Annotated in this window: 19 protein-coding genes and 1 tRNA gene; 6 read left to right on the top strand and 14 right to left on the bottom strand. The window is 67.0% G+C overall.

Going from position 1 to position 22,862, the window contains the following annotated elements:
• Positions 1–21: 21 nt before the first annotated feature.
• Entirely contained in the window at positions 22–1,017 is a 996-nt protein-coding gene (locus FS885_RS08110) for a DUF5692 family protein (protein WP_144744559.1), read from the top strand.
• Positions 1,018–1,424: 407 nt separating this feature from the next.
• On the opposite strand, the gene clpB is transcribed toward FS885_RS08110, so the two are convergent.
• Positions 1,425–4,049 (bottom strand): ATP-dependent chaperone ClpB, encoded by a 2,625-nt coding sequence (gene clpB / locus FS885_RS08105; protein ID WP_144744557.1) that lies wholly within the window; start codon positions 4,047–4,049, stop codon positions 1,425–1,427.
• 256 nt (positions 4,050–4,305) lie between these two features.
• Here clpB and FS885_RS08100 point away from each other — a divergent pair, with 256 nt between their 5' ends.
• On the top strand, positions 4,306–5,145 hold the full coding sequence (locus tag FS885_RS08100; protein ID WP_144744556.1) for an alpha/beta hydrolase: 840 nt from the start codon (positions 4,306–4,308) through the stop codon (positions 5,143–5,145).
• Between the two features lie 45 nt (positions 5,146–5,190).
• On the top strand, positions 5,191–6,081 hold the full coding sequence (locus FS885_RS08095; protein ID WP_144744554.1) for an alpha/beta hydrolase: 891 nt from the start codon (positions 5,191–5,193) through the stop codon (positions 6,079–6,081).
• A gap of 57 nt (positions 6,082–6,138) precedes the next feature.
• Here FS885_RS08095 and FS885_RS08090 read toward each other — a convergent pair whose 3' ends face one another.
• The 11 genes from FS885_RS08090 to FS885_RS08040 all read right to left on the bottom strand — a co-directional run bounded on the left by FS885_RS08090 (position 6,139) and on the right by FS885_RS08040 (position 17,617).
• Entirely contained in the window at positions 6,139–6,375 is a 237-nt protein-coding gene (locus FS885_RS08090) for a putative Se/S carrier protein (RefSeq protein WP_144744553.1), read from the bottom strand.
• Positions 6,376–6,492: 117 nt separating this feature from the next.
• Entirely contained in the window at positions 6,493–6,696 is a 204-nt protein-coding gene (locus FS885_RS08085) for a sulfurtransferase TusA family protein (protein ID WP_144744552.1), read from the bottom strand.
• A gap of 6 nt (positions 6,697–6,702) precedes the next feature.
• Complete coding sequence (gene yedE / locus FS885_RS08080; protein ID WP_222419899.1) at positions 6,703–7,806, bottom strand: YedE family putative selenium transporter; 1,104 nt, start codon at positions 7,804–7,806, stop codon at positions 6,703–6,705.
• Positions 7,807–7,820: 14 nt separating this feature from the next.
• Positions 7,821–8,957 carry an aminotransferase class V-fold PLP-dependent enzyme gene (locus FS885_RS08075; protein WP_144744551.1) on the bottom strand — a complete coding sequence of 379 codons (1,137 nt, stop codon included), beginning with the start codon at positions 8,955–8,957 and terminating at the stop codon, positions 7,821–7,823.
• 136 nt (positions 8,958–9,093) lie between these two features.
• The gene (locus tag FS885_RS08070) at positions 9,094–9,999 is read right to left on the bottom strand and encodes a selenium metabolism-associated LysR family transcriptional regulator (RefSeq protein WP_144744550.1); all 906 of its coding nucleotides are present in this window, start codon (positions 9,997–9,999) and stop codon (positions 9,094–9,096) included.
• A gap of 106 nt (positions 10,000–10,105) precedes the next feature.
• The gene (locus FS885_RS08065; RefSeq protein WP_144744549.1) at positions 10,106–11,980 is read right to left on the bottom strand and encodes an ABC transporter ATP-binding protein; all 1,875 of its coding nucleotides are present in this window, start codon (positions 11,978–11,980) and stop codon (positions 10,106–10,108) included.
• Positions 11,977–13,887 (bottom strand): ABC transporter ATP-binding protein, encoded by a 1,911-nt coding sequence (locus tag FS885_RS08060; RefSeq protein ID WP_144744548.1) that lies wholly within the window; start codon positions 13,885–13,887, stop codon positions 11,977–11,979. The genes FS885_RS08065 and FS885_RS08060 overlap by 4 nt, the downstream gene beginning before the upstream one ends.
• Before the next feature lie 54 nt (positions 13,888–13,941).
• Positions 13,942–14,448: a MarR family winged helix-turn-helix transcriptional regulator gene (locus FS885_RS08055; protein ID WP_144744547.1), complete on the bottom strand. Its 507-nt coding sequence runs from the start codon at positions 14,446–14,448 to the stop codon at positions 13,942–13,944.
• 294 nt (positions 14,449–14,742) lie between these two features.
• A complete protein-coding gene (locus FS885_RS08050) occupies positions 14,743–15,048 on the bottom strand; it encodes a CDP-alcohol phosphatidyltransferase (RefSeq protein WP_144744546.1) in 306 nt (101 codons plus the stop codon).
• Between the two features lie 236 nt (positions 15,049–15,284).
• Positions 15,285–16,331 (bottom strand): helix-turn-helix transcriptional regulator, encoded by a 1,047-nt coding sequence (locus FS885_RS08045; RefSeq protein ID WP_144744545.1) that lies wholly within the window; start codon positions 16,329–16,331, stop codon positions 15,285–15,287.
• A gap of 233 nt (positions 16,332–16,564) precedes the next feature.
• Positions 16,565–17,617: a YeiH family protein gene (locus FS885_RS08040; protein WP_144744544.1), complete on the bottom strand. Its 1,053-nt coding sequence runs from the start codon at positions 17,615–17,617 to the stop codon at positions 16,565–16,567.
• Positions 17,618–17,760: 143 nt separating this feature from the next.
• Between FS885_RS08040 and FS885_RS08035 the strand changes: the two genes are divergently transcribed.
• Complete coding sequence (locus FS885_RS08035; RefSeq protein ID WP_144744543.1) at positions 17,761–18,672, top strand: LysR family transcriptional regulator; 912 nt, start codon at positions 17,761–17,763, stop codon at positions 18,670–18,672.
• Between the two features lie 250 nt (positions 18,673–18,922).
• On the opposite strand, the gene glmS is transcribed toward FS885_RS08035, so the two are convergent.
• The gene (glmS, locus tag FS885_RS08030; protein ID WP_144744542.1) at positions 18,923–20,782 is read right to left on the bottom strand and encodes a glutamine--fructose-6-phosphate transaminase (isomerizing); all 1,860 of its coding nucleotides are present in this window, start codon (positions 20,780–20,782) and stop codon (positions 18,923–18,925) included.
• 354 nt (positions 20,783–21,136) lie between these two features.
• On the opposite strand from glmS, the gene FS885_RS08025 reads away from it, so the two are divergent.
• Together FS885_RS08025 and FS885_RS10210 are read left to right on the top strand one after the other, a co-directional pair.
• Positions 21,137–21,213 (top strand) — tRNA-Met (locus FS885_RS08025).
• A 232-nt stretch (positions 21,214–21,445) separates the two neighbouring features.
• A complete protein-coding gene (locus FS885_RS10210) occupies positions 21,446–21,751 on the top strand; it encodes an ATP-binding protein (protein WP_425458929.1) in 306 nt (101 codons plus the stop codon).
• A 113-nt stretch (positions 21,752–21,864) separates the two neighbouring features.
• On the opposite strand, the gene FS885_RS08015 is transcribed toward FS885_RS10210, so the two are convergent.
• Entirely contained in the window at positions 21,865–22,491 is a 627-nt protein-coding gene (locus tag FS885_RS08015; protein WP_144744540.1) for a hypothetical protein, read from the bottom strand.
• Positions 22,492–22,862 lie beyond the last annotated feature (371 nt).

Below are 22,862 nucleotides of genomic sequence, written 5' to 3'. Positions count from 1 at the left end.
GGCTACAAGATCGGAGGGTCCATGTTATTCGATGTGTACGGCGCTACCGCCGCATACCAATGGATTGGATGGGTGGCGGTATTCGTCTGCCTCATCCTTGCAAACGAGGTCGCGCGTCGCTCCAAGGCGGGCGGCATCTTCTGCTTCCTCATCCTGCCGGGCGCGCTCACCGCGTACTTTGCCGCCATCTACATCTGCGCAGGCATGGGCATGGAATGGGCGCTCAACAACCCCACGTACGTGTACATGAACAGCTGGTTCCACTATGCCAAGCTCTATGCGGCGACGGCCGGCTGCATCGGCTTCATGGTGCTCAAGTATCGCTGGGGCTCCATCGGTAAAAGCCATTGGTTCAAGGCGTATCCGTTTGTGATCGTGGCCATCAACATCCTCATCGCCGTGGTGAGCGACTTCGAGAGCGCCATTCGCGCGTGGGACACCACCTGGGTCTCGAGCGAGGGCGTCACCCTCATGGGCGGCTGGCACAACGTGTTCAACGGCATCGCCGGCATCCTGAACATCTTCTGCATGACGGGTTGGTGGGGCATCTACGTGTCCAAGAAGCGCGATGACATGCTCTGGCCGGACATGACCTGGGTGTTCATTGTCGCCTACGACCTGTGGAACTTCTGCTACACCTACAACTGCCTGCCCACGCACGCCTGGTACTGCGGCCTGGCGCTGCTGCTCGCCCCCACCGTGGCGAACTTCTTCTGGAACAAGGGCGGCTGGATCCAAAACCGTGCGAACACCCTTGCCTTGTGGTGCATGTTTGCCCAGGTATTCCCCATGTTTCAGGACTACAGCGTGTTCTCCACGAACTCCGTGAACGACCCCACTGTGAACCGTGTGGTCTCGGTGCTGGCGCTCGTGGCGAACGTCGCAGCGCTTGCCTACATCGTGTACCGTGCAAAGAAGCTCGGCGTGAACCCCTACAAGCAGGAAGTCTTTAAGGGCACAAGCGACTTCGAGAAGGCCATGGCCCGCGCCGACCTCTCGGTGGAGGAAGCGGCGTAAGATGGGCCATTTTGGGACGGGGTCGTTTTGCGCCATGCACGGACAAGCGCAGCCCGTCCGCCCTTCGTAACATATGAGTCCGAAAACCTGCGCGCATAACGAACGGCCTTGAGAGCACCTCTCAAGGCCGTTTTCGTGCCGCGAGCAATATGCTGTATATCATCGACCTCGATCGAGATAGCATGCAAAATGGCTTTCGCCGCTCGTTATAGTAAGCCCTGCTCTTACGTATGAGCTCTTGCCTGCGATTAAAAGTGGAGCGGCCCCGCCGCTAGGCGAAAACCGCTCCACCTCGTTTGTTCTTGTTACGCGCAATGCGGACAGCCATCCTGCAGGAGCCAACACGTCGGATCGGGGGCCAAACGGGGCCAAGGGGCCAAAACGACCCCGTCCCAGAATGGGCCCTGCTATGCCTCCGGCACTTCGTAGGTCTGTGCGGGACCCGTGCCCTCCGGCACCACGAAGAAACCGCCGTCCAGGTCGGCGTCGACCGTCACCTGGTCGCCCTCGCGCACGGTGCCGTCGATGATCGCGCGCGCGATGCAGTCCACGACCTCGCTCTGGATGAGGCGCTTCAGGGGACGTGCGCCGTAGACCGGGTCGAGGCCGCCCACCGCGAGCATCTGCTTGGCCGTCGGCGTGACCTCGAGCGTCATGCGGCGCTCGGCCAGGCGCTGGCGCACGTGCTCGAGCTGGATGTCCACGATGCGCCCGATCTCGTCCATGCCGAGCGGGTGGAAGACCACGATCTCGTCGATACGGTTGAGGAACTCCGGCCGGAAGGTCTGGCGCATGGCCTCGTCGACCTCGCGCTTCAAGGCCTCGTCATCCGTGCCGGCGTGCTCGGCGATCGCGCTCGAGCCCACGTTCGACGTCATGATGATGATCGTGTTCTTGAAGCTCACCTGGCGGCCCTGGCCGTCCGTGAGGCGCCCGTCATCGAGCACCTGGAGCAGCACGTTGAACACATCCGGGTGCGCCTTCTCCATCTCGTCGAGCAGGATGACGCTGTAGGGGCGCCGGCGCACAGCCTCGGTGAGCTGGCCGCCCTCGTCGTAGCCCACGTATCCCGGAGGGGCGCCGATGAGGCGCTGGACGCTGAACTTCTCCATGTACTCGGACATATCGATGCGCACGAGCGCGCGCTCGTCGTCGAACAGGCACTCGGCGAGCGCCTTGGCGAGCTCGGTCTTGCCCACGCCCGTGGGTCCCAGGAAGAAGAAGCTGCCGATGGGCTGGTCCGGGTCCGAGAGGCCCGCGCGGCTGCGGCGCACCGCCGCGGCGACCGCGCGCACGGCCTCGTCCTGGCCGATGACGCGCTTGTGCAGCTCGTCCTCCAGATGCTGGAGCTTCTCGAGCTCGCCCTGCATCATCTTGGAGACCGGCACGCCCGTCCACGCGCTCACGACCTCGGCGATCTCGTCTGAGGTGACCTGCTCGTTCAGGCCCGCGCCGCCCTGCTTCTGCGCCTCGACCTCCTGCTCGGCCGCGGACATCTCCTGCTCGAGGCCGGGGATGACCGAGTAGCGCAGCTCGCCGGCGCGCGCGAAGTCGCCCTCGCGCGTCACGCGCTCGAGCTCGCCGCGGGCCTCGTCGAGCCTGCCTTTAAGCTCCTGCACATGGTCGATGGCGTTCTTCTGGTTGAGCCAGCCGGCCTTCTGCACATTGAGCTTCTCCTGGACCTCGGCGATCTCCTGGCGCAGGGCGTCGAGGCGCTCGCGCGAGGCGTCGTCGTCCTCCTTCATGAGCGCCTGCTCCTCGATCTGCATCTGGGTGAGCTGGCGCTCGGTGGCGTCGATCTCGGCCGGCATGGAGTCGAGCTCCATGCGCAGGCGGCTCGCCGCCTCGTCGACGAGGTCGATGGCCTTGTCGGGCAGGAAGCGGTCGGCGATGTAGCGGTCCGAGAGGTCGGCCGCCGCCACGAGCGCGCCGTCGGTGATGTGCACGCCGTGGAAGATCTCGTACTTCTCCTTGAGGCCGCGCAGGATGGAGATGGTGTCCTCCACGCTCGGCTCGGAGACGAAGACGGTCTGGAAGCGGCGGGCGAGCGCGGCGTCCTTCTCGATGTACTTGCGGTACTCGTCGAGCGTGGTCGCGCCGATGGCATGCAGGTCGCCGCGGGCGAGCGCCGGCTTCAGGATGTTGCCGGCGTCCATCGAGCCCTCGCTCGCGCCCGCACCCACGATGGTGTGGAGCTCGTCGATGAACAGGATGATGCGGCCCTCGGCTTTCTCGACCTCCTTGAGCACGGCCTTGAGACGGTCCTCGAACTCGCCGCGGTACTTGGCGCCCGCGACGAGCGCGCTCATGTCGAGCTCGATGAGGTCCTTGTCGCGCAGGGTGCTCGGCACGTCGCCCGCGACGATGCGCTGGGCGATGCCCTCGACGATGGCGGTCTTGCCCACGCCGGGCTCGCCGATGAGCACCGGGTTGTTCTTGGTGCGGCGCGAGAGGACCTGGATGGTGCGGCGGATCTCCTCGGCTCGGCCGATCACCGGGTCGAGCTCGCCGGCGCGCGCGAGGTCGCAGACGTTGCGGCCGTACTGCTCGAGCGCCTCGAACTGCGTCTTGCCGTCCTCGGTCGTCACGCGGTCGTCGCCGCGGAGTTCGCTGTAGACCTCCTCGATGCGCTCGCGCGTCACGCCGGCGTCCTTGAGCACGCGGCCGGCGTCGCCCTTGTCCTCGGCGAGCGCCATGAGCAGGTGCTCGGTCACCACGAAGCTGTCCCCCATCTTCGAGGCGTGCTTCTCGGCGCGCTCGAGCACGCGCACCATGTCGCGCGAGAGCCCCATCTGGGTGCTGTCGCCCGTCACCTTGGGCGCGCGGTCGATGGCCTCCTGCGCGGCGCGGGAGAGCGCGGCGGGATCGGCGCCGATGCGCTCGACGATGACGGAGATGTTGCGCTCGCCGCCGGTGAGCAGCGCCGCGAGCAGATGGATTGGCTCGACCGCGCCGGCCTCGGCGTCGCCGGCGATGCCGATGGCGGCCTGCAGCGCCTCGCGCGAGGTCACAGCCAACTTGTCGATTCTCATGCGAATCACCTCTCTTGGTCGGCGGCCCAGTGCGACGTGCGCCGGCCGCCACCGCCCTACGGGGCGGCACTCGATCGTTCGAGCCTATTGTTACCGATTAGGCGGGTCTTATACCAGAATCTAAGTCTCTCTATATAAGATTTTCTAAGTCCTGGAGACATTGGGGTGGGGATCGCCCCTCCCCGCGTCGCGCTTGCTATACTGACGTTATCGCATATCCCGTCAACCGCCGCGCCCCGGCGCGATTGGAGTCCATATGGCACGCTTAAGCGTCGACTACTACTCCCCCTCCCTCATGCGCACGACCACGCTCGACGTGATCCTGCCCATCGACGACCACGGCGAGGCGCTCGGCCTCGATGCGCTCAGGCGCACCGACCCCGCCGCCTGGGAGCGCACGCCCTACACCCCGCGCAAGGCGCCGTTCAAGACGCTCTACCTGCTGCATGGCATGTCGGGCAACCACCGCGACTTCGTGTCCGAGACGCGCATCCGCTCCTGGGCCGAGAGCCTCGGCATCGCCGTCGTGATGCCCTCGGGTTACAACGCCTTCTACCTCGACCAGCCCGACGCGCACAACTACTACGCCCGCTTCGTGGGCCAGGAGCTCGTCGAGGTGTGCCGCCGCATGTTCCCGCTCTCCGGCCGCCGCGAGGACACCTTCATCGGCGGCATCTCGATGGGCGCGTACGGTGCCTTGCGCAACGGCTTCAAGTACGCCGAGGGCTTCGGGGCGATCGTCGCGCTCTCGTCGGCGATGGTCGTGAACGACATCGAGAGCATCGTCACCGACGACCTCTTCTTCTTGAGCCGCCCCTTCCTCGAGGCGGCCTTCGGTCCGCTCGACCAGGTGCCCGACAGCGACAAGGACCCGCGGCGCCTGGCGGCCGACATCGTCTACTGCGACCGCCCGCGCCCGCGCGTGTACATGGCCTGGGGCACGGACGACCCGCTCGCGCAGCCCAACCGCCTGCTCGCCGACCGCCTGCGCGGCACCGGGATCGACGTGACCCAGGAGGAGTTCCCGGGCGGGCACGACTGGGAGTTCTGGAACGTCGCCCTCAAGCGGGCGCTCGACTGGCTGCCCATCCGCTAGCCCGAGACGGCAGGGCGGGGCCGCCCGCCCCATAAGGAGGATCGCATGGCACTGCTGAGAGTCGACTTCTACTCCAACTACCTCAAGCGCAACGTCATCCTCACCGCGGTCGTGCCGGTGGACAAGATGGACGGCGAGAAGCGCGCGAAGCGCCGCCAGGGGCCGTATCGCACCGTGTACCTGCTGCACGGGCTCTTCGGCCAGGATGTGGACTGGATCGACAAGACCCATGTGGTCGAGACCGCCGAGGCGCGCGACGTCGCGGTCATCATGCCCTCGGGCGAGGATGGGCTCTACCTCAACAAGCCCGAGATCAACGAGTGGCACGGCAAGTTCATCAGCGAGGAGCTCGTCGACGTGACGCGCCACCTGCTGCCGCTGTCGCGCAAGCGCGAGGACACCGCGCTCGCCGGCATCTCGATCGGCGCCTACACCGCGCTCGTCAACGGGATGCTCAGGCCCGACCGCTTCGGCAGCATCATCATGCTCTCCGGCGCGTTCATGCGCGACCGCATCCTCGAGGCCGTCGACTCGCACTCGCCGCGCAAGCGCAAGTACTACGAGCGCTTCTTCGGCGACCTCGACACGGTGATCGGGTCCGAGAAGGACTACGTCGCGCTCGTTGACCGGTTCCGGCGCGACCCCGAGCTCCCCAAGCCGCGCTTCTACGGCGCCTGCGGCGAGGCCGACAACCTCTGCCAGGCCAACCGCGACGTCATGGAGTTGCTGCGTAGCGCCGGCTTCGACGTCACCTACTGGGAGCCCGAGATCGGCGGCCACGAGTGGCCGTTCTGGAACGCGTGGATCGACTGCGCGCTCGACTGGTTCGCGCCCGGCGAGCTCAAACCCTCGTCGGCGGCGGTCGACTACACGGCGCTCACGAGCCTGCGCGCACCGGGCAAGCCCATCCCCATGACGGGCGAGGGCCCCGAATAGCGAACGCGGCAGCGCGCCGTCGGCACCGCCCGCCCGGGCGCGAGCGGCGCGAGGCGCCTACACCGGCACCTCGGCGATCTGCTCGTACTCCACGCCGTCGCCGTCGAGCGCGGCCACCAGGCGCTCGCGCTCCCCGACCGGCGAGCACCACGCGATGCCGCAGCCCGCGGAGAGCGTGCGCGGCACCGGGATCAGCCGGCCGGGAACCCCGCCCGCGGCGCACGCCTGCTCCGCCGCCATGGCGTCGGCCGTGGTGTGGAAGGTGGCCACCAGCTTGAGCTCCTTCTTGCGCATGTCTCCTCCAAAAACGTCTTCCCCATAAGACAGCTGCCGGACCGCGCACGCGCGACCCGGCAGCCTTCATGCGAGCTATTCGAGACCGGCCGTCGGCAGACGGCGGCCGCGCAGCATCTACTCGATCACGACCTCGAACCCGTTCGCGGTCTCCGTCGAGGTGGGCGTGCGGCCCTGGGACCGCGCGAACTTCTCGACGTTCATCTTCTGATGGGGCTCATCGACGAGGACCTTGACCGGGCCGTCCGCCTGCTTGAGCGCATCGGCCGTGAGCATGATCGGCTCGGGGCAGGAGAGCCCGCGTGCATCGACTTCAACCATGGTACCCTACTTTCCCTGACGCTTGTTCACGACGGCGATCACCGCGCAGACGGCGATGCAGATGATGACGGCGACCTTACCGGCCATGGGCACGGCGCCCGCGGTGATGGTCTGCGTGGCGGCGTCCATGGCGGTGCCGCTCGCGGCGAGCCCGAAGTTGTGCGCGAGCGCGGCGCCCACGAACATGCCGAGCACGGTCACGGCGGAGTCGGACGAGCCCTGGCCGGCGAGCACGAGCTGGCGCAGCGGGCAGCCGCCGGCGAGCACGGCCGCGAAGCCCACGGCGTACATGCCGAGGATGTTCCACAGGTGCTCGGAGTGGGCGATGATGCCCGGGGTGTCGAACGCCGGCACGAAGTGGCCGGTCGCGATGTTGTAGCCGAGCATGACGACGAAGAACGCGCCGATGATGGTGATGAGGTCGAAGTTCTTCATGAGGATGACGTCGCGGATGCTGCCGGCGAAGCACATGCGGCTCTTCTGGGCGAGCGCGCCCACGATGAGGCCGCCCGCGAGCGACATGATGATGGGGGCATGCATGCTACCGGGGCCCGAGGTGCTGCTCTTGAGCAGCGTGGTGGTGAGGGCGAGGATCAGCACGCCGGCCAGGAGCGCCGGGAGCACCACACCGCTCGCGGCGTTGGTCTTCTGCGCGCGGCCCAGGCTGAAGCCCTTCTTGAGCGCGATGCAGCCGGTGCCCACGCCCGCGACGAAGCCGATGAGCGCGACCCACGCGTTGAGGTCGCCCGCGGACATGCGGATGATCATGCGCAGCGGGCAGCCCAAAAAGACGAGCGAGCCGATCGCGAGGACCATGCCCAGCGCGAAGCGCGTCATGGGCGAGGAGCCCGCCATGGAGCGCCACTCCTTGGTGGCGGCGGAGATGGCGAACGACCCCAGCACCAACCCGATGATCTCGGGGCGCACGTACTGCACGGCCTCGGCGTTGTGCATGCCGAGCGCACCCGCGGTGTCGCGGATGAAGCAGGCGATGCAGAACGCCATGTTCGCGGGGTTGCCGAAGAACGCGAGCGCCGCGGCAACCGCGCCGCACAGCGCGCCGGCGACGGCGAGCCTCACCTTAGAACTCGAGAAATCCAATAGATCCATGCCACGATCCTTTCCTAATCCGCAGCCAATTCGGCCAATGCCTGCACAGCGCGGTCAACTTCGTCCTCGGTGTTGAAGTGGGAGAAGCTGAAGCGGACCGCCCCTTGCGAGACCGTCCCCAGCGCCTTATGCATGAGGGGGGCGCAGTGCGCGCCGGGGCGCGTCACGATGCCGTAGGTGACGTTGAGCTCGTCGCTCACCTCGGACGAGTCGTAGTCACCGATGTTGAGCGCCACGATGGGCGCGCGGAGCGCAGGTTCGAAGTCGCCGTAGACCTTGATAGCGGGAATCGCCGTGACGGCCGCGTGGAAGCGCCGCATGAGCGCGAGCTCGCGGTCGCGGATGCGCTCGATGCCCGTCTCATTGAGATAGCCCACCGCGGCGAGCAGGCCCGCGATGCCATGCCCGTTCAAGGTGCCCGCCTCGAGCGCCGTGGGCATCTGGCTGGGGTGATGCGTGTTGTAGGTGTCGATGCCGCTGCCGCCGCTCAGAAGCGGCCGCACCTGAAGGCCCTCGCGCACGTACATGCCGCCCGTGCCCTGGGGACCGAGCATGCTCTTGTGCCCCGTGAAGCAGAGCACGTCGATGCCGAGCGCCTGCACGTCGATGGGGAAGGCGCCGGCCGTCTGCGAGGCGTCGACCACGAAAAGCGCGCCCGCGGCATGGGCGATCTCGCTCACGCGCGCGATGTCGACCATGTTGCCCGTGAGGTTGGAGGCATGCGTGCACACCACGCCGCGCGTGCCCGGCGTGAGCGCCGCCTCGAGCGCGTCGTAGTCGAGCACGCCGCGCGCATCGGCGCCCACGATCTCGAGCTCCACGCCGCGCTCGGCCAGCTCGTAGAGCGGGCGCAGCACCGAGTTGTGCTCGAGCGCCGTCGTGACCACGCGGTCGCCCGGCGAGAACAGGCCCTTGATGGCGATGTTCAGGCTCTCCGTCGAGTTGGCGGTGAAGACCATACACGAGGGGTGCTCGGCGCCGAAGAGCTCGGCGAGGGCCTCGCGCGCGTTGTAGATGACCCGCGAGGCGTCGAGCGCCGCATCCGACGCGCCGCGACCGGCGTTGCCCATGTGCTCCATGGCCGAGGCGACCGCCTCGATCACGCATCGCGGTTTTTGAAATGTCGTAGCAGCATTGTCGAGGTAGATCATGGTATTCACCCTCCGTACATAAAGTGTATGGCTCACCTTACAGAGGGTCGAATAGGAAGATGCTATAGTCAAGTGCCCTTTATTGGAGTTTTCTATAAGCCGACGTCACGCCCTAGCGACGCATTCCGCCGGCGCGTCATGCACGGGGCGCGTGCCCGTAGAGCCCGCGGACGATCTCGATGAACGACTCCGCCGCCGCGGTGCGCAGGTAGCCCGGGTCGAGCACGAGGTTGATGTCGCGGCAGCCGCCCGCCGCCCCCAGCGGGCAGACGCGCAGAACCCCCGCGGCGACCTCGGAGCGCACGGCCAGAAGCGACATGATGCTCACGCCCACGCCGCTCGCGACCGACCGCTTGATCGTCTCCTCGTTCTCGATGGTCGCGACCACGGTGAGCCGCGCGGGGTCGATGCCCATGCGCTCCAGCAGAAGCTCGGTCTCGCGCCGCGTGCCCGAGCCCTCCTCGCGCATGATGACGGGCTCCCCGGGCAGCCACGAGGCGATGTCGCGCTCGGGCAGCGCACGGTAGCGCTCGGTCGCGGGCATCACCACCGCGAGCTCGTCGCGGTAGATCGGCTGGTAGATGCAGCGCTTGCCCTCGAGCGCGGTGCCGGCGAACCCGATGTCCGCCCGGTGCTCGAGCACGTGCTCGACCGCGCCGGCGCTATCGGTCTCGATGACCTTGATGCGCTCGCGGGGGTAGCGCTCGCGGAAGGTCGCGAGCGCGCGCGGCAGCAGGTACTGGGCGGGTACCGTCGAGGCGGCGATGCGCAGCACCCCGCGGCGGCACTCAAGGCCGAAGTGCTCCTCGATGCGCCGCTCGACGGCGAGCATCTGCTCGGCGTACATATAGAGCTCGTGGCCCTTCTGCGTGAGCGAGACCTCCTTGGTGCTGCGGTTGAGCAGCGCGCAGCCCAGCTCGCGCTCGAGCGCCGCCACGTGCGCGCTCACCGTGGGCTGCGAGAGGTAGAGCTCCTTGGCCGCCGCCGAGAAGCTGCGGGCGTCGGCCACGCGCACGAAGGCCTCGAGCTGCTTCAGGTTCATCGGTCCCCTTCCCTGGTGGCGCTCCCGCGCCCGGCAGCCGGCGCGAGGCGCCGTCCGCACCCGGAACCCGGGCCGGACGGCGTCTGAGCACCGGCGCTACGCGCGCCTACGCGAACTGCGAGTTGTAGAGCTCCGAATAGGCCCCGCCGGCGGCGAGGAGCTCCTCGTGCGTACCCTGCTCGATAATGGTACCGTGGTCCATCACCAGGATGAGGTCCGAATCGACGATCGTCGAGAGCCGGTGCGCGATCACGAAGCTCGTCCGCCCGTGCGTGAGCTTCTCCATCGCGGTCACGATGGCCTTCTCGGTGCGCGTGTCCACGCTCGAGGTCGCCTCGTCCAGGATGAGGATCGACGGGTTCGCGAGCAGCACGCGCGCGATGGTGAGCAGCTGGCGCTGGCCCTGGCTGATGTTCTCGGCGTCGTTGGCGAGCTCGGTGTCGTAACCGTGCGGCATCGTGCGCACGAAGAAATCGACCTGCGCGGTCTTGGCCGCCTGCATGACCTCGTCGCGCGTGGCGCCATCGCAGCCGTAGGCGATGTTGTCGGCGATCGAGCCCTCGCGCAGCCACGCGTCCTGCAGCACCATGCCGAAGTTGCGGCGCAGGTCCGACCGGCGCATGGCGTGCGTGTCCACGCCGTCGAGCGTGATCTTGCCGCCGTCGATCTCGTAGAAGCGCATGAGCAGATTGATGAGGGTGGTCTTGCCGGCGCCCGTGGCGCCCACGATGGCCACCTTCTGGCCGGGCTCGGCCACGAAGCTCACGTCCTTCATGAGCGGGCGCTCCGGGTCGTACCCGAAGCGGACGTGCTCGAAGGCCACCCGCCCGCTCACCGGCGAAGGCGCGAGCGCGGGCTCGGCGGGGTCGGGCTCGATCTCGTCCTCGTCGAGGATGTCGAACACGCGCTCCACGGCCGCCAGCGCGCTCTGCAGCTGGTTCATGGTGAGCGAGAACTGGGTGAGCGGCTCGGCCGCGGTGTTCACGTACTGGAAGAACGCCTGCAGGGTGCCGATGGTGAGGCGGCCGCCGATGAGGAACCACGTGCCCAAAAGCGCGAGCACCACCTGCGAGAAGCGCACGAGGCAGCGCACCATGGGGCCCACCACGTTGGTGGTGAAGTCCGTCATGCGCATGGTGTCGGCGAGCCGCTGCGTGGCCCGGTGGATGCGCTCCGAGCTCGCGCGCTCCTGGTTGAACGCGCGGATCACGATGCGGCCGGAGTAGGCCTCCTCGACGTGCCCGGTGAGCACGCCCACCGCGCGCTGCTGGTGCGCGGCGAGCACGAGCGTGCGCATCGCGACGGCGCGCGTCATGAACACGGCCGAGGCGGCGAACGCGAGGAACACGACCGCGAGCACGTAGTTGATGCGCATCATCATGATGACCGCGCCGATCACCGAGCCCACCGCGATGAGCATCGACAGCAGGCCGCGCTGGAGCACCTCGGACACCTTGTCGAGGTCGTTGGTCACGCGGCTCATCACGTCGCCCGGCTTATGGGCGTCGTAGTACTTGAGCGGCAGCACGTTGAGCTTGCCCGCCACGCGGCGGCGGAGTTTCAGGTTGAGCCGCTCGGCGAAGCTCGCCATCGTGAAGGCCTGGAGCGTGTAGAAGGCCCAGGCGAGCGTCCAGATGCCCAGGAAGACGAGGCACTCGCGGCCGCCCGTCTCCCAGGTGATCATGAAGTCGCGGCCCTGGGCGAACGCGTCTTGGATATGCGCCCACAGAAGGTCGATGAGGTGCGCGCTGTAGAGCGGCGCCGAGAGATGGGTCACCGTGTAGCACACGATCGAGACGAGCACCACGGCGAAGCGCCAGTGCTCGCCGTCGGACACCTCCCACAGGCGGCGGATCACGCCGAAGGGGTCGCGCGGGACCTCGGCGTCCTGCTCGTCGTCGTAGTCGTCATGGTAGAGCGGCCTCACGGCGCGGCCACGGCGCTGCTCGTCGCGGCGGCGGCTCTTCTCCTCGCGCATCATGCCCGCTCACCTCCTTCCTGGGCGTGCTCGGGTGCGGCGGCCTCCTCCGGGTCCGGGCCGGGTACCGCATCCGGAGCGGCTCCGTCGCGCTCGGCCTCCTCGGCAGCCCCGCCGCCTTCCGCGGCGGCGCCCATGAGCTCCTCGAGCTCCTCGGCGCGCAGCTGGGAGCGGGCGATCTCCTGGTACGCCTCGCAGGAGCGGATGAGCTCCGCGTGCGTGCCCAGGCCCTGGATGCAGCCGTCCTTGAGCACCACGATCTGGTCGGCCGAAACGATGGTGTTGATGCGCTGCGCGATGATGAGCACCGCGGCGTCGGCCACCTCCTCGGCGAGCGCGCGGCGCAGCGCCGCGTCGGTCTTGAAGTCGAGCGCCGAGAACGAGTCGTCGAAGATGTAGAGGTCGGCGCGCTTCACCAGGGCGCGGGCGATCGAGAGGCGCTGGCGCTGGCCGCCGGAGAAGTTGGTGCCGCCCTGGGCGACGCGCGTCTCGAGCCCGTCGGGCAGCTCGCGCACGAAGCCCGACTGCGCCACGTCGAGCGCGTGCCAGAGCTCCTCGTCGGTCGCCTCGGGGCGGCCGTAGCGCAGGTTCTCGGCGATGGTGCCGCTGAAGAGCCAGGCCTTCTGCGGCACGTAGCTGATCCGGTCGCGCAGCGCCTCCTGTGTGAGCTCGCGCACGTCGGTGCCGCACACCTCGACCGAGCCGTCGCTCACGTCGTGGAAGCGCAGCAGGAGCTTGGCGATCGTCGACTTGCCCGAGCCGGTGGGGCCGATGATCGCCGTCGTGGTGCCGCGGCGGCAGAAGAAGTTGATGTGGTGCAGCGTGTCCTCGCTCGCGTCGGCGAACTTGAAGGACGCGTTGCCGAAGTGCGCCACCATCTGCGCCGGCGCCTCGTCCTCGGCGCCCGCCGCGGCGTCCGCGGGCGCGCCGGCACCGGGCAGCTCGGTGAGCTTGCCGTCAGCGATGCTCGGCTCGCAGTCGATCACCTGGCGGCAGCGCTCGAGGCACACGAGCGCGCGCGGCAGCGTGAGCGCGCAGATCTGGGCCATCATGAGGAAGAACAGGATGAGCATGGCGTACTCGACGCACGCCGAGATCGAGGCGATGCCCATGGCGTGCGCGCCGACGCGGTTGCCGCCGAGCCAGATGACCGAGACCTCGGCGAGGTTCATGATGAAGAACGACGAGCAGTCGAAGGTCGCGAAGAGCCAGTTCACCTTGATGGCGCTCTCCGCGTAGTCGGTGAACGCGTCGTCGAGGCTCCTGCGCTCGGACTCCTCCTTGCCGAAGGCGCGGATCACGCGCACGCCGGTGATGCTCTCGCGCAGGCGCACGTTCATGCGGTCGATGAAGCGCTGCAGCTTCTGGAAGATCACGGCGGCCTTGCGGACGGTCAGAACCGCGATGACGGCCACCACGATGATGAAGCCCGCGAGCATGATGCCCATCTGCTCGTCGATGGACAAAGCGAGCGCCACGCCGATGATGGCGGCGAACGGGACGGGCATGATCATCTGCAGCGTCATGGAGAGCGCCATCTGGATCACGTTCACGTCGCCTAGGGTGCGCGTGATCATGGAGCCGGTGCCGAACTGCTCGAAGTCGCTGCCCGAGAACGACAGCGACGCGTCGTAGACGGCGTTTCTGATGTCGCGGCCCACCTTGGTGGAGAGGTCGGCGCACAAGTAGTTGCACACGAACGCGCCCGCGCCCGACACCACGGCCGCGACGAGCATGAACACCGCCTGCGACGTGATGTAGTCGAAGTCGCGCGACGTGACGCCGATGTTGATCATGTTGGCGAGGATCGTGGGCACGAGCAGCACGCCCGCCAGGTTGACGGCGAGCGCGGCGAGCACGCCCGCGGTCTGGAGCTTGTAGGGCTTGAGGAAACGCAGAAGCGTTCGCATGGATGGCATCCCTTCATCTTGCACGTGGTCGACGGGAACGGGAGGCACGCGGCGCTACGGGTGACCCTCGCTGGGGTCGGCGTTGCGCTCGGGCGCGCGGGCGGCCATGATCTGGGCGTCCAGGGCGTCGGTGTAGCGGCGGACGAGCCTGATGAGCTCGCGCTGCTCGGCGGGCTCGAGCTCGTCGAACGCCGCCTGCTCGGCCTCGATGGCGGGCACGATGCGCTCGAGCGAGAGCGCCTTGCCCGCCGCGGTGAGGGTCGCCGTCTTGTTGCGGCGGCTCCCCTCCATGAAGGTGAGCTCGACCAGGCCCTGCTGCTCGAGCGTCTTGATCGCGGAGTTTATGGTCTGCTTGCTGTACGACCATGAGGCGGTGAGCTGTGCGAGCGGCAGCGACCCGTCCGCGCGCTCGAGGTCGTAGAGCATCCAGTACGCGCAATCCGACAGGCCGCAGCCGCGCGCGTAGGCGTGGTAGAGCTTGTCGATCTCGTTGTAGAGGTAGTCGAGCTCGGTCGGCGCGCAGGGCTCCTGCTCGCGCACCTTGTCCGCATGCTGATCCATGGCGCTCGACCTCCCCCGCTCAGCCGCGCCCCGCGGCGCGACAGACTGCCCCGGCCTTGAGGTTAGTCCGATTTCGGATTAAAGTCAACGGGCCGCGGCAGGCCGCCCGCCCCTGCCGTCCACCGCGGCGATGCGACCGTCCACCGACGCTGCAGCGCACGGGTATGCAACCGAACGCGCGCGGGCGACCGCACGGCACGGCCCCGTTCCGCACGCCGCGCGCAACGCGAAGGCCGCCGACGCGGGGGACTGCGCCGGCGGCCTGAAAAAGCTATGTGGGGCATCCGCCCGGGGCTACTGCTCCCAGCCCTCCTGGACGGACTCGTAGAACGTCGCCTCGGGGAAGAGGTCGTGGATGCTCTTGCCGTCGCGCCACGGGAGCTCGATGAGCTCGGGCATGGTGGTCACGAGCTCGGAGCAATCGGTGAAGCGACCCTTGTCGTTGAGCTGAGAGCAATCCTGGACGCGCCAGTACCCGTCGGTATGGGTGATGTAGTACTGGTCGTCATCGATATCCATGAAGACGCGCGTCTTGGAACGCAGGTACCCCAGGAATCCTTCGAAATCTGTTTCGAGCGCCTCCTCGGCTTTGAGTCCCATGGTGTCCTCCTTCATGTCAGGCGCCTCGAGCGCCGGGCCAATAAATCCGTCTGGTTTTAGTAAACCCGGCATACGCGTTTGACAAACAGTTAATTAGGTAGGCGGTACGGCATCCGGGGTGGGCGGGGAGTTTCGCCGATCGCGCTTGTTTTTTCTTTCGATTCTCCATAAGCGGGTTACCCGCGCCGCACGGCGCCGTAAGGCGAGACGGCCCGATGGCCCGACCCGACCGGAGGTTAGCGTTCCTGCCCGAACGCCTCCCAGAGCACCGCCACGACGCCGCAGATGAGGCCGCCCGCCGGCCACGCGAGCCAGAACCACATGGCGGAGGTGCCCTCGGGCTCGAAGGCGTCGGGGTTGGGCGAGGTGAGCACCGGCCAGAACAGGAGCCCGAGCCCGACGATGGTCGCGACGATCATGATGGTCGCGCAGACGGCGCCGAGCCTGTCGCTCTTCCGCTTGCGACGGAGCAGCTCCTCGCGGCGGGCCTCGTCAAGCTGCGCGCTCGCGATGTCCTCGAGCTCAAGGTCATCGGCCACGCTCCTGTTGTACTCGGCGACGTTCGTGCGCCCGAGGAGCATGCCGTAGCGGATGATGAGCCATGAGCCCGCGGCGATGAAGAGCATGAGCAGGCAGAGGCCCTCGCGCTCGGTCACGGGGTACTCGCCGAGCGCGATGATGCACGCGCATCCCGCAAAGATGAGACCGACGCCCGCGACGCACGCCTGCGCCATGTTCCGGCGCGCGCGGGCGCACTCGTCCTCGGTGTAGAAGTCCTCGATATAGGGGTGCGCCTTCACGAACGCCGCATGTTCCATACCGGCAGTCACCAGGAACTCCAGGCCGACGACGATGCCGATGAAGATGCACACGATCATCGGCAGATCCGATGCCGACGTGTCCTTCAGGAAAAACGGCACGGCGCGACCCTCGAGCAAGAGACCGACGCCGATGCCGACCAGGATGGCAGCCACTCCCGTGGGCACCTTCCAGGCCATCATGCGCTGGTGCTCGTCGTAGCCGCAGATGTCCTGCGGAGGGCCGGCGGGCACCGTCGCCGGCGCGCATGCGCCCGCACGTCCCGTGAGGTCGCCCTGGACAAGGTCGTCGAGCGAGCACTCGAAGATCTGGCACATCTTGAGGAGCTTATCCATCTCGGGGTAGCTTTTCTCGGCCTCCCATTTCGTCACGGACTGACGGGAGACGCCGAGCAGCATGGCGAGCTGCTCCTGGGTCATGTTGCGCGTGGCGCGCAGGTGCTGGAGGTTGTCGCGAAAGCTCATGGCAGGCCTTTCGTTAGGCGCTCGGGGCGCGGTGGCTATCTCTGCAGGCACCTCCAGAGTACGGGCGCCATGGGCCCCATTCTACCAACCGTCGGGCTGCATTTCGGATCTCTCCGCGGCAACCGGCAGGCGCCCACCGGTTGCAAGACGCAGGTAGAGGCACTTGCAGGCACGGACCTGAGACCTGCCATCCTAAAGGGCGGCATCGCGCCGCCCTCGGACCAGCCCCCGCGCTACCAGATCCCGAGCACGTGCTGCATGCCCAGGCTCACCGCGGCGATCGCCACCCAGCAGCACGCCCCCATGAGGATCGGCTTGCCGCCGGTCCGCACGAGCTTGACGATGTCCGTGTTGAAGCCGATTGCGGCCATGGCCATGATGATGAAGAACTTGCTCAGCTCCTTGATGGGGGCGGTCACCTCGGCCGGCAGGGCGAAAACCGTAGTGATGACGCTCGCGAGCACGAAGAAGAGGATGAAGAACGGGAAGATGCGCTTGAGGTCGAAGGACCCGGCGGCACCGCCCGCCCCCTCACCCGCCTCGGCGGAGCGCTTGGCCTGGCGCACCTGCCAGAACGCGAGCGCGAGCGTGATGGGGATGATCGCGAGCGTGCGCGTGAGCTTTACGATGGTCGCGCTGTCGAGCGTGTTGGCGCCCGGGTGCATGCCGTCCCAGGCGGCGGCCGCCGCCGTGACCGAGGAGGTGTCGTTCACCGCAGTGCCGGCGAAGAGCCCGAAGCCCTCGTTCGTCAGGCCGAGCATGCCGCCGAGCGCGGGGAACACCAGGGCCGCGATGATGTTGAAGAGGAAGATGACGCTGATCGCCTGCGCGATCTCCTCGTCGTCGGCGTCGATCACCGGCGCGGTCGCCGCGATCGCCGAGCCGCCGCAGATGGACGACCCCACGCCGATGAGCGTCGAGATCTTCGACGGGATGTCCATGACGCGGCAGAGCACGAACGACACGATGAGCGACGTGGCGATGGTCGAGACGATGATGGGCAGGGAGGTCGCCCCCACGCGCGCGATCTGCCCCAGGTTGAGGCCGAACCCCAAGAGGATGACGGCGTACTGCAGAATCTTCTTCGAGGTGAACTTGACGCCCGGCTGCAGCGGGGCGCCCGCCTTCGCGGGAACCGCGAGCGCAAGCCCCATGCCGATAAGGATCGCGAAGACCGGGCCGCCCACGACCTCGAAGCGCTTGCCGAGCAGCCATGCCGGGACCGCGATGGCGAGGCACATGAGCACGCCCTTCCAGAGCGACCGGTAGTTCTTGATCAGTTCCATGGGGCAGCCTTTCGACGACCGTGCATCTCAAACACATCCCATGGTATGAGCTGCTTATATAATTATTGTTATCGGTATCGTTATTAATTGATTTTGTATTCTTATATATCATCACCCGCATCACGAGACTGAAGGACAGGAACGTGCTCGACTATCGCGTGAAGACATTCCTCGCGGTCTACCGCCTCGGCAGCTTCACTGCTGCCGCTCGCGAGCTGCATATCTCCCAGCCGGCGGTGTCGCAGCATATCCGCCAGCTCGAAGCCCATTACGGCTGTCCCCTCTTCACCACGCAGACCAGGATGGTCCGCCCCACGCCTGCAGGCGAGCTCCTTTTCGAGCGCCTCTCCGTCATGGCGAACGACGAGCGCCGTATCGAGGAGGAGATCGGGCTCCTCACGGAGGACGGCACGATCTCCGTCGCACGTCCCCTCCGGTTCGGATGCACGCGCACCGTCGCGGACTACCTCGCGCCGCAGCTGCTCGCCAGCCACGCGGCGCGCCGCCCCAACCAGCGCATCCTCATGATATGCGGCAACACCCGGGAGCTCCTCGAGGCGATCCGCGCCGGCTCGCTCGACTTCGCGCTCGTCGAGGGTTCCTTCGACCACCGGCTCTTCGACCATGAGACGTTCTCGAGCGAGCCCTTCGTCGCCGTCGCCCCGAAGACGCTCCCCGCGCCCGAGTCAATCCGCGACCTGCTCGCCTACCCTCTCATCCTCCGCGAACCCGGGTCGGGGACACGCGAGATCCTGGAGGCGAATCTCGCCGCCCGCGACCTTACGATCGACGACTTTCCCCACCGCATCGAGCTTGCGAGCATCAACGCCATCAAGGCGCTCGTCCAGGCAGGCGGCGGCGTGAGCTTCATGTACCGCATCGCCGTCGAACGGGAGCTCGCGAACGGCACGCTCGCGGACGTGACGCCCGCGGACCTCCCCATCTCCCATGATTTCTCACTGATCTGGGAGCGCGGCAGCCAATACGCCGACAGCTACCGCGCCCTCTGCCGCACCTGGCGCGCCGAGGCGCGCACGTCGCGGGACGTCGCCTAACCCGGTCGCCCGGCGGCAAAACCCGGGACACGCGATCTTTTTTTCAAGTAGTCGGTACCTTTGTTGCCCACCCTTGAGTATCCGCTGAATCGCCGGTCCCGTTACCGGGCCTTTTCTCGCCGTGGACCGGTCTCTACCGTACAGTTCCACGACAAGGTACCGACTACTTGAAAATGTTTCACGGCATCCGCCCTGCAGGTCCCGTGAAGCGTCGATAACCGGTACCCGAAGGGCCCGCGGCCCCAGCGGCCTACTCGACCGTCACGCTCTTGGCGAGGTTTCGCGGCTGGTCGACGTCGCACCCGCGCATCACGGCGACCTCGCGCGCGAGCAGCTGGAGCGGCACCGTCGCCGTGATGGGGCTCAGCAGGTCGCGCACCGGCGGGATGTAGATCACGTGGTCCGCGATGCGACGGATATCCTCGTCGCCCTCCGTCGCCACGGCGATGATGCGGGCGCCGCGCGCCTCGCACTCCTTGAGGTTCGAGACAACCTTGTCGTAGACGGGGCTCTTGGTGGTCACCGCGATGACCGGGAACCCGGGGTCGATGAGCGCGATGGGGCCGTGCTTCATCTCGCCCGCCGCGTAGGCCTCGGCGTGCAGGTAGCTGATCTCCTTGAGCTTGAGCGCCCCCTCGTAGCTGATGGCGGCGCCCATGCCGCGCCCGACGAAGAGCGCGGACTGCGCATCCTTGCAGGCGAGCGCCGCCTCGCGGATGGCATCGCCCTGGGTATCGAGGATGTGCTGGATCTGGGCCGCGGTATCGCCGAGCTCATGGAAGAGCATGCGCACCTGTCCCGTGGTGAGCTTGCCCTTGACCTGGCCGAGCAGCAGGGCGAGCAGCGTGAGCGACACCACCTGGCCGATGAAGCTCTTGGTACTCGCCACCGCGATCTCCTTGTTGGCCTTGGTGTAGATGACGCCGTCGCTCTCGCGCGCGACGGGCGAGCCCACCACGTTGGTGATGCCGAAGACCTTCGCGCCCTTGATACGCGCGTCGCGGATCGCCGCGAGCGTGTCGGCCGTCTCGCCCGACTGCGACACGGCGACCACGAGCGTCGTCGGCGTGACGATGGGGTTGCGGTAGCGGAACTCGCTCGCCGCCTCGACCTCGCAGGGGATGCGCGCCCACGCCTCGATGAGGTTCTTGGCGATGAGGCCCGCATGGTAGCTCGTGCCGCACGCGATCACGTAGACGCGGTCGATGAGGTCGAGCTCCTCGTAGGTGAGGCCGAGCTCGTCGATATCGAGCTCGCCGGTGCCGGAGAGGCGGCCGACGAGGGTGTCGCGCACCACGCGCGGCTGCTCGCAGATCTCCTTGAGCATGAAATCGGGGTAGCCGCCCTTCTCGGCCGTATCGATATCCCAATCGATATGGGTCACCTCGGGCTCAATCGCGTTGCCGCGGGCGTCGGTGAACGAGATGCCCTCGGGCTCGAGCAGGGCGAACTGGCCGTCCTCGAGCACCACGACGTCGCGCGTCGCCTCGATGAGCGCGATCACGTCCGAGGCGACGTAGCTGCCGCGCGGCCCGTGCCCGACGATGATCGGGCTGTCCTTGCGGGCGACGGCGACGGCGCCCGGCTCGTCGGCGCAGACCGCGGCGAGCCCGTAGGCGCCCACCACGTGCTCGCAGGCGTCGCGCACCGCTGCGAGCAGGTCATGGCACCCGGCGCTGCCGTTCCAGCCGTAGTACGCCTCCTCGATGAGGTGCGCGAGGACCTCGGAATCGGTGTCGCTGGAGAAACGATGCCCGCGCCCCTCGAGCTCCGCGCGCAGCTCGGCGAAGTTCTCGATGATGCCGTTGTGTACGATTGCGATGCGCCCGTCGCAGCCGGTATGCGGATGGGCGTTGGCGACCGAGGGGCTGCCGTGCGTCGCCCAGCGCGTGTGCCCGATACCGCAGGTCGAGGGGTGCTCCACCTCGGCGACGGCCGATGCGAGCTCGGCCACCTTGCCCACCCGGCGGATGACATCGATACCCCGATCGTCACCGTGCGCGAGCGCGACGCCCGCGGAGTCGTAGCCACGGTACTCGAGGCGCTTGAGCCCGTCGATGAGGATGCCCTGGACCAGATCTTGTCCCGTGTACCCGACGATTCCGCACATATCCGACTCCTTTGCGAGCGCGATTGACGAGCAGGCACGCGGCCGGCATGCACGGCGGCGAATCGATCGCCCCGCCGCATGCACGGTGCGCGCATAGCCGGAAATTCTATCCTTGGGGCATCAGCGGGAGGTAAGCGACGCTGGTATCGTAATAGTAATACCAGACTATCAACATAAGGCCTGCTACTGGGCTTGCCGCGCATCGTGCGTGGAGTTTTTCCGCCTGCGATATCTCCACAGGACGCAGCCCAATTGTGAATCTATTGCGATGAACACGAGCCGCCGGCAGATCAGCTTGCATTCGCTAGGGGTGCATCGTAATATATCTTCTTGCGCTGAGGCGCATCCAGACATTGCGGGGTGGAGCAGTCTGGTAGCTCGCCGGGCTCATAACCCGGAGGTCGTAGGTTCAAATCCTGCCCCCGCGACCAAGAACGTAAAGGCCCGGAGCTTCGGCTTCGGGCTTCTTTTTTCCCGCAAACCAGCCCCATTACTCGAACGCTCCAGAGCCGTATCAAGCCCCACACATGCAAAGCCTGATGAATCCCTCGCGATTGAGTGCAATACTTTCCCGAAACACTGTCACACAGTACAAAACTTAGTTAACTACTCATATAACTTTTGCACTTACTCGCTAAAGTTTTGTAATCGCAAGGCACGCCCATCCAACTGAACATGTACGCGGACAGACTCGTCATCTCCAGCCCGGGAGGGTTATACGGCCGGCTCACGGTAGACGACCTCGGTAAAGTGCGGCCTGACACTAGAAACCCCGTCATAGCCACCGTCATGGAGACATTGGGCGAGACTGAGAACCGCTATTCAGGCATCCCTACGGTCCGCCGACTGCTACACGAGGCGGGAATGGCAGAGCCCCTTTTCGAGAATGCCCGCGGGGAGTTCCGCGTGACGATCAGGGCGGGCGCAACATATCGCTCTAGTCAGAATGCCTCAAATGTATCCTATTAGGATACTTTTGAGGCATCCGCATCCGTAAGCAACGACCTGGCGCCTGCCAGCAGAATTATGACGACGCTCGTCGCACCTGAAGGGGCCCGAGCAAGCGGGTAGAGCAGCTCCGACTAGATCGCGCGGCGGCGCAGGCCGAAGCAGGCGATGGCGGCGCCCGCAAGCGCCACGGGCACGGCGATAAGCGCGAGGATGGTGGCCATGCTCCGCCAGGTGACATCTGAGATCCGCTCCGCCAGGGCGCGGCGCACCGCGCGCATGAGGGGCGCCATGGCCAGGAAGAGCGCCGCGTACGCGCCTGCCATCACGGCGAGGCGCGGCGGGTAGTACATGAAGCCGTCGCTTCGCTCGGCAAAACCCAGCAGAAAGGACACGTTCGACGAGGTGAGCGTCGCGAAGAACGCGAAGAACACCACGATCGCGAAGACGAAGGCCTTCTGCTCCGCCGGCGCCTCGACGACGCGCAGGTAGAGCGCGAACAGCGCGGCGACCGTGAGCAAGAAGACGAGGTTCTGGATGGAGCCGTAGAGCTCGCCCGGCGAGCCGTCGCCCAGGGCGAGCGGCGCCACCGCGGCGGCGAGGAAGGGCACGAGGCCCGCGGCGATGATGCCCGCCGCCATGGCGCATGCCCGGCGCGCCCCGGTGCGAAAGCGCCCGCCGAAGGGCATGAGGCACAGCACCGCGCAGGGTACCAACTGCACGAGGTAGCCGATGATGTTGCGCAGGAGCAGCTCTGCCATTGCCCATCCGTCCGCACGAGGTCGCGAAATGCCGAAGGTTGATTTCCGATCCCAACCGAACACATTGAGCTGACGGCACGCTCCCGCAGTTAACCGAACGCCCCCGAGGTCCTATCCGGGCCCCGGGGGCGGCATTTTCCCAGTTGAAGGAATGGTGGAGATGTGTTTCGATGGGTCCGGTGGCCATGCTCCGCCCGCCGCCCGGCACCTCTTCCCAGACTCAGCCGGACGGTCGGTCCGTCTATTCCGTTTTTCTCCTAGGCTAGGCCAGCGGGGCATCGCCCCTCTCTGCGCGCGCCCTCTCGATGAGCCCCGGCGTCAGGTCGAGATCGCCGAGCGGCACGTCCTCCACGCCGTAGGCGTCCAGCAGC

The sequence above is a fragment of the Enorma burkinafasonensis genome (genome assembly GCF_902150035.1).
In the GTDB taxonomy this organism is placed as follows: Bacteria; Actinomycetota; Coriobacteriia; order Coriobacteriales; family Coriobacteriaceae; genus Enorma; species Enorma burkinafasonensis.
The sequence above is the reverse complement of the archived record's forward strand: the minus strand, read 5'-3'. Positions and strand labels throughout refer to the sequence as shown.

Excerpts from the sequence above, each read along its gene's own strand:
- FS885_RS08110 (WP_144744559.1), top strand. The coding sequence starts at position 22 with ATGTTATTCGATGTGTACGGCGCTACCGCCGCATACCAATGGATTGGA.
- clpB (WP_144744557.1), bottom strand. The coding sequence starts at position 4,049 with ATGAGAATCGACAAGTTGGCTGTGACCTCGCGCGAGGCGCTGCAGGCC.
- FS885_RS08100 (WP_144744556.1), top strand. The coding sequence starts at position 4,306 with ATGGCACGCTTAAGCGTCGACTACTACTCCCCCTCCCTCATGCGCACG.
- FS885_RS08095 (WP_144744554.1), top strand. The coding sequence starts at position 5,191 with ATGGCACTGCTGAGAGTCGACTTCTACTCCAACTACCTCAAGCGCAAC.
- FS885_RS08090 (WP_144744553.1), bottom strand. The coding sequence starts at position 6,375 with ATGCGCAAGAAGGAGCTCAAGCTGGTGGCCACCTTCCACACCACGGCC.
- FS885_RS08085 (WP_144744552.1), bottom strand. The coding sequence starts at position 6,696 with ATGGTTGAAGTCGATGCACGCGGGCTCTCCTGCCCCGAGCCGATCATG.
- yedE (WP_222419899.1), bottom strand. The coding sequence starts at position 7,806 with ATGGATCTATTGGATTTCTCGAGTTCTAAGGTGAGGCTCGCCGTCGCC.
- FS885_RS08075 (WP_144744551.1), bottom strand. The coding sequence starts at position 8,957 with ATGATCTACCTCGACAATGCTGCTACGACATTTCAAAAACCGCGATGC.
- FS885_RS08070 (WP_144744550.1), bottom strand. The coding sequence starts at position 9,999 with ATGAACCTGAAGCAGCTCGAGGCCTTCGTGCGCGTGGCCGACGCCCGC.
- FS885_RS08065 (WP_144744549.1), bottom strand. The coding sequence starts at position 11,980 with ATGATGCGCGAGGAGAAGAGCCGCCGCCGCGACGAGCAGCGCCGTGGC.
- FS885_RS08060 (WP_144744548.1), bottom strand. The coding sequence starts at position 13,887 with ATGCGAACGCTTCTGCGTTTCCTCAAGCCCTACAAGCTCCAGACCGCG.
- FS885_RS08055 (WP_144744547.1), bottom strand. The coding sequence starts at position 14,448 with ATGGATCAGCATGCGGACAAGGTGCGCGAGCAGGAGCCCTGCGCGCCG.
- FS885_RS08050 (WP_144744546.1), bottom strand. The coding sequence starts at position 15,048 with ATGGGACTCAAAGCCGAGGAGGCGCTCGAAACAGATTTCGAAGGATTC.
- FS885_RS08045 (WP_144744545.1), bottom strand. The coding sequence starts at position 16,331 with ATGAGCTTTCGCGACAACCTCCAGCACCTGCGCGCCACGCGCAACATG.
- FS885_RS08040 (WP_144744544.1), bottom strand. The coding sequence starts at position 17,617 with ATGGAACTGATCAAGAACTACCGGTCGCTCTGGAAGGGCGTGCTCATG.
- glmS (WP_144744542.1), bottom strand. The coding sequence starts at position 20,782 with ATGTGCGGAATCGTCGGGTACACGGGACAAGATCTGGTCCAGGGCATC.
- FS885_RS08015 (WP_144744540.1), bottom strand. The coding sequence starts at position 22,491 with ATGGCAGAGCTGCTCCTGCGCAACATCATCGGCTACCTCGTGCAGTTG.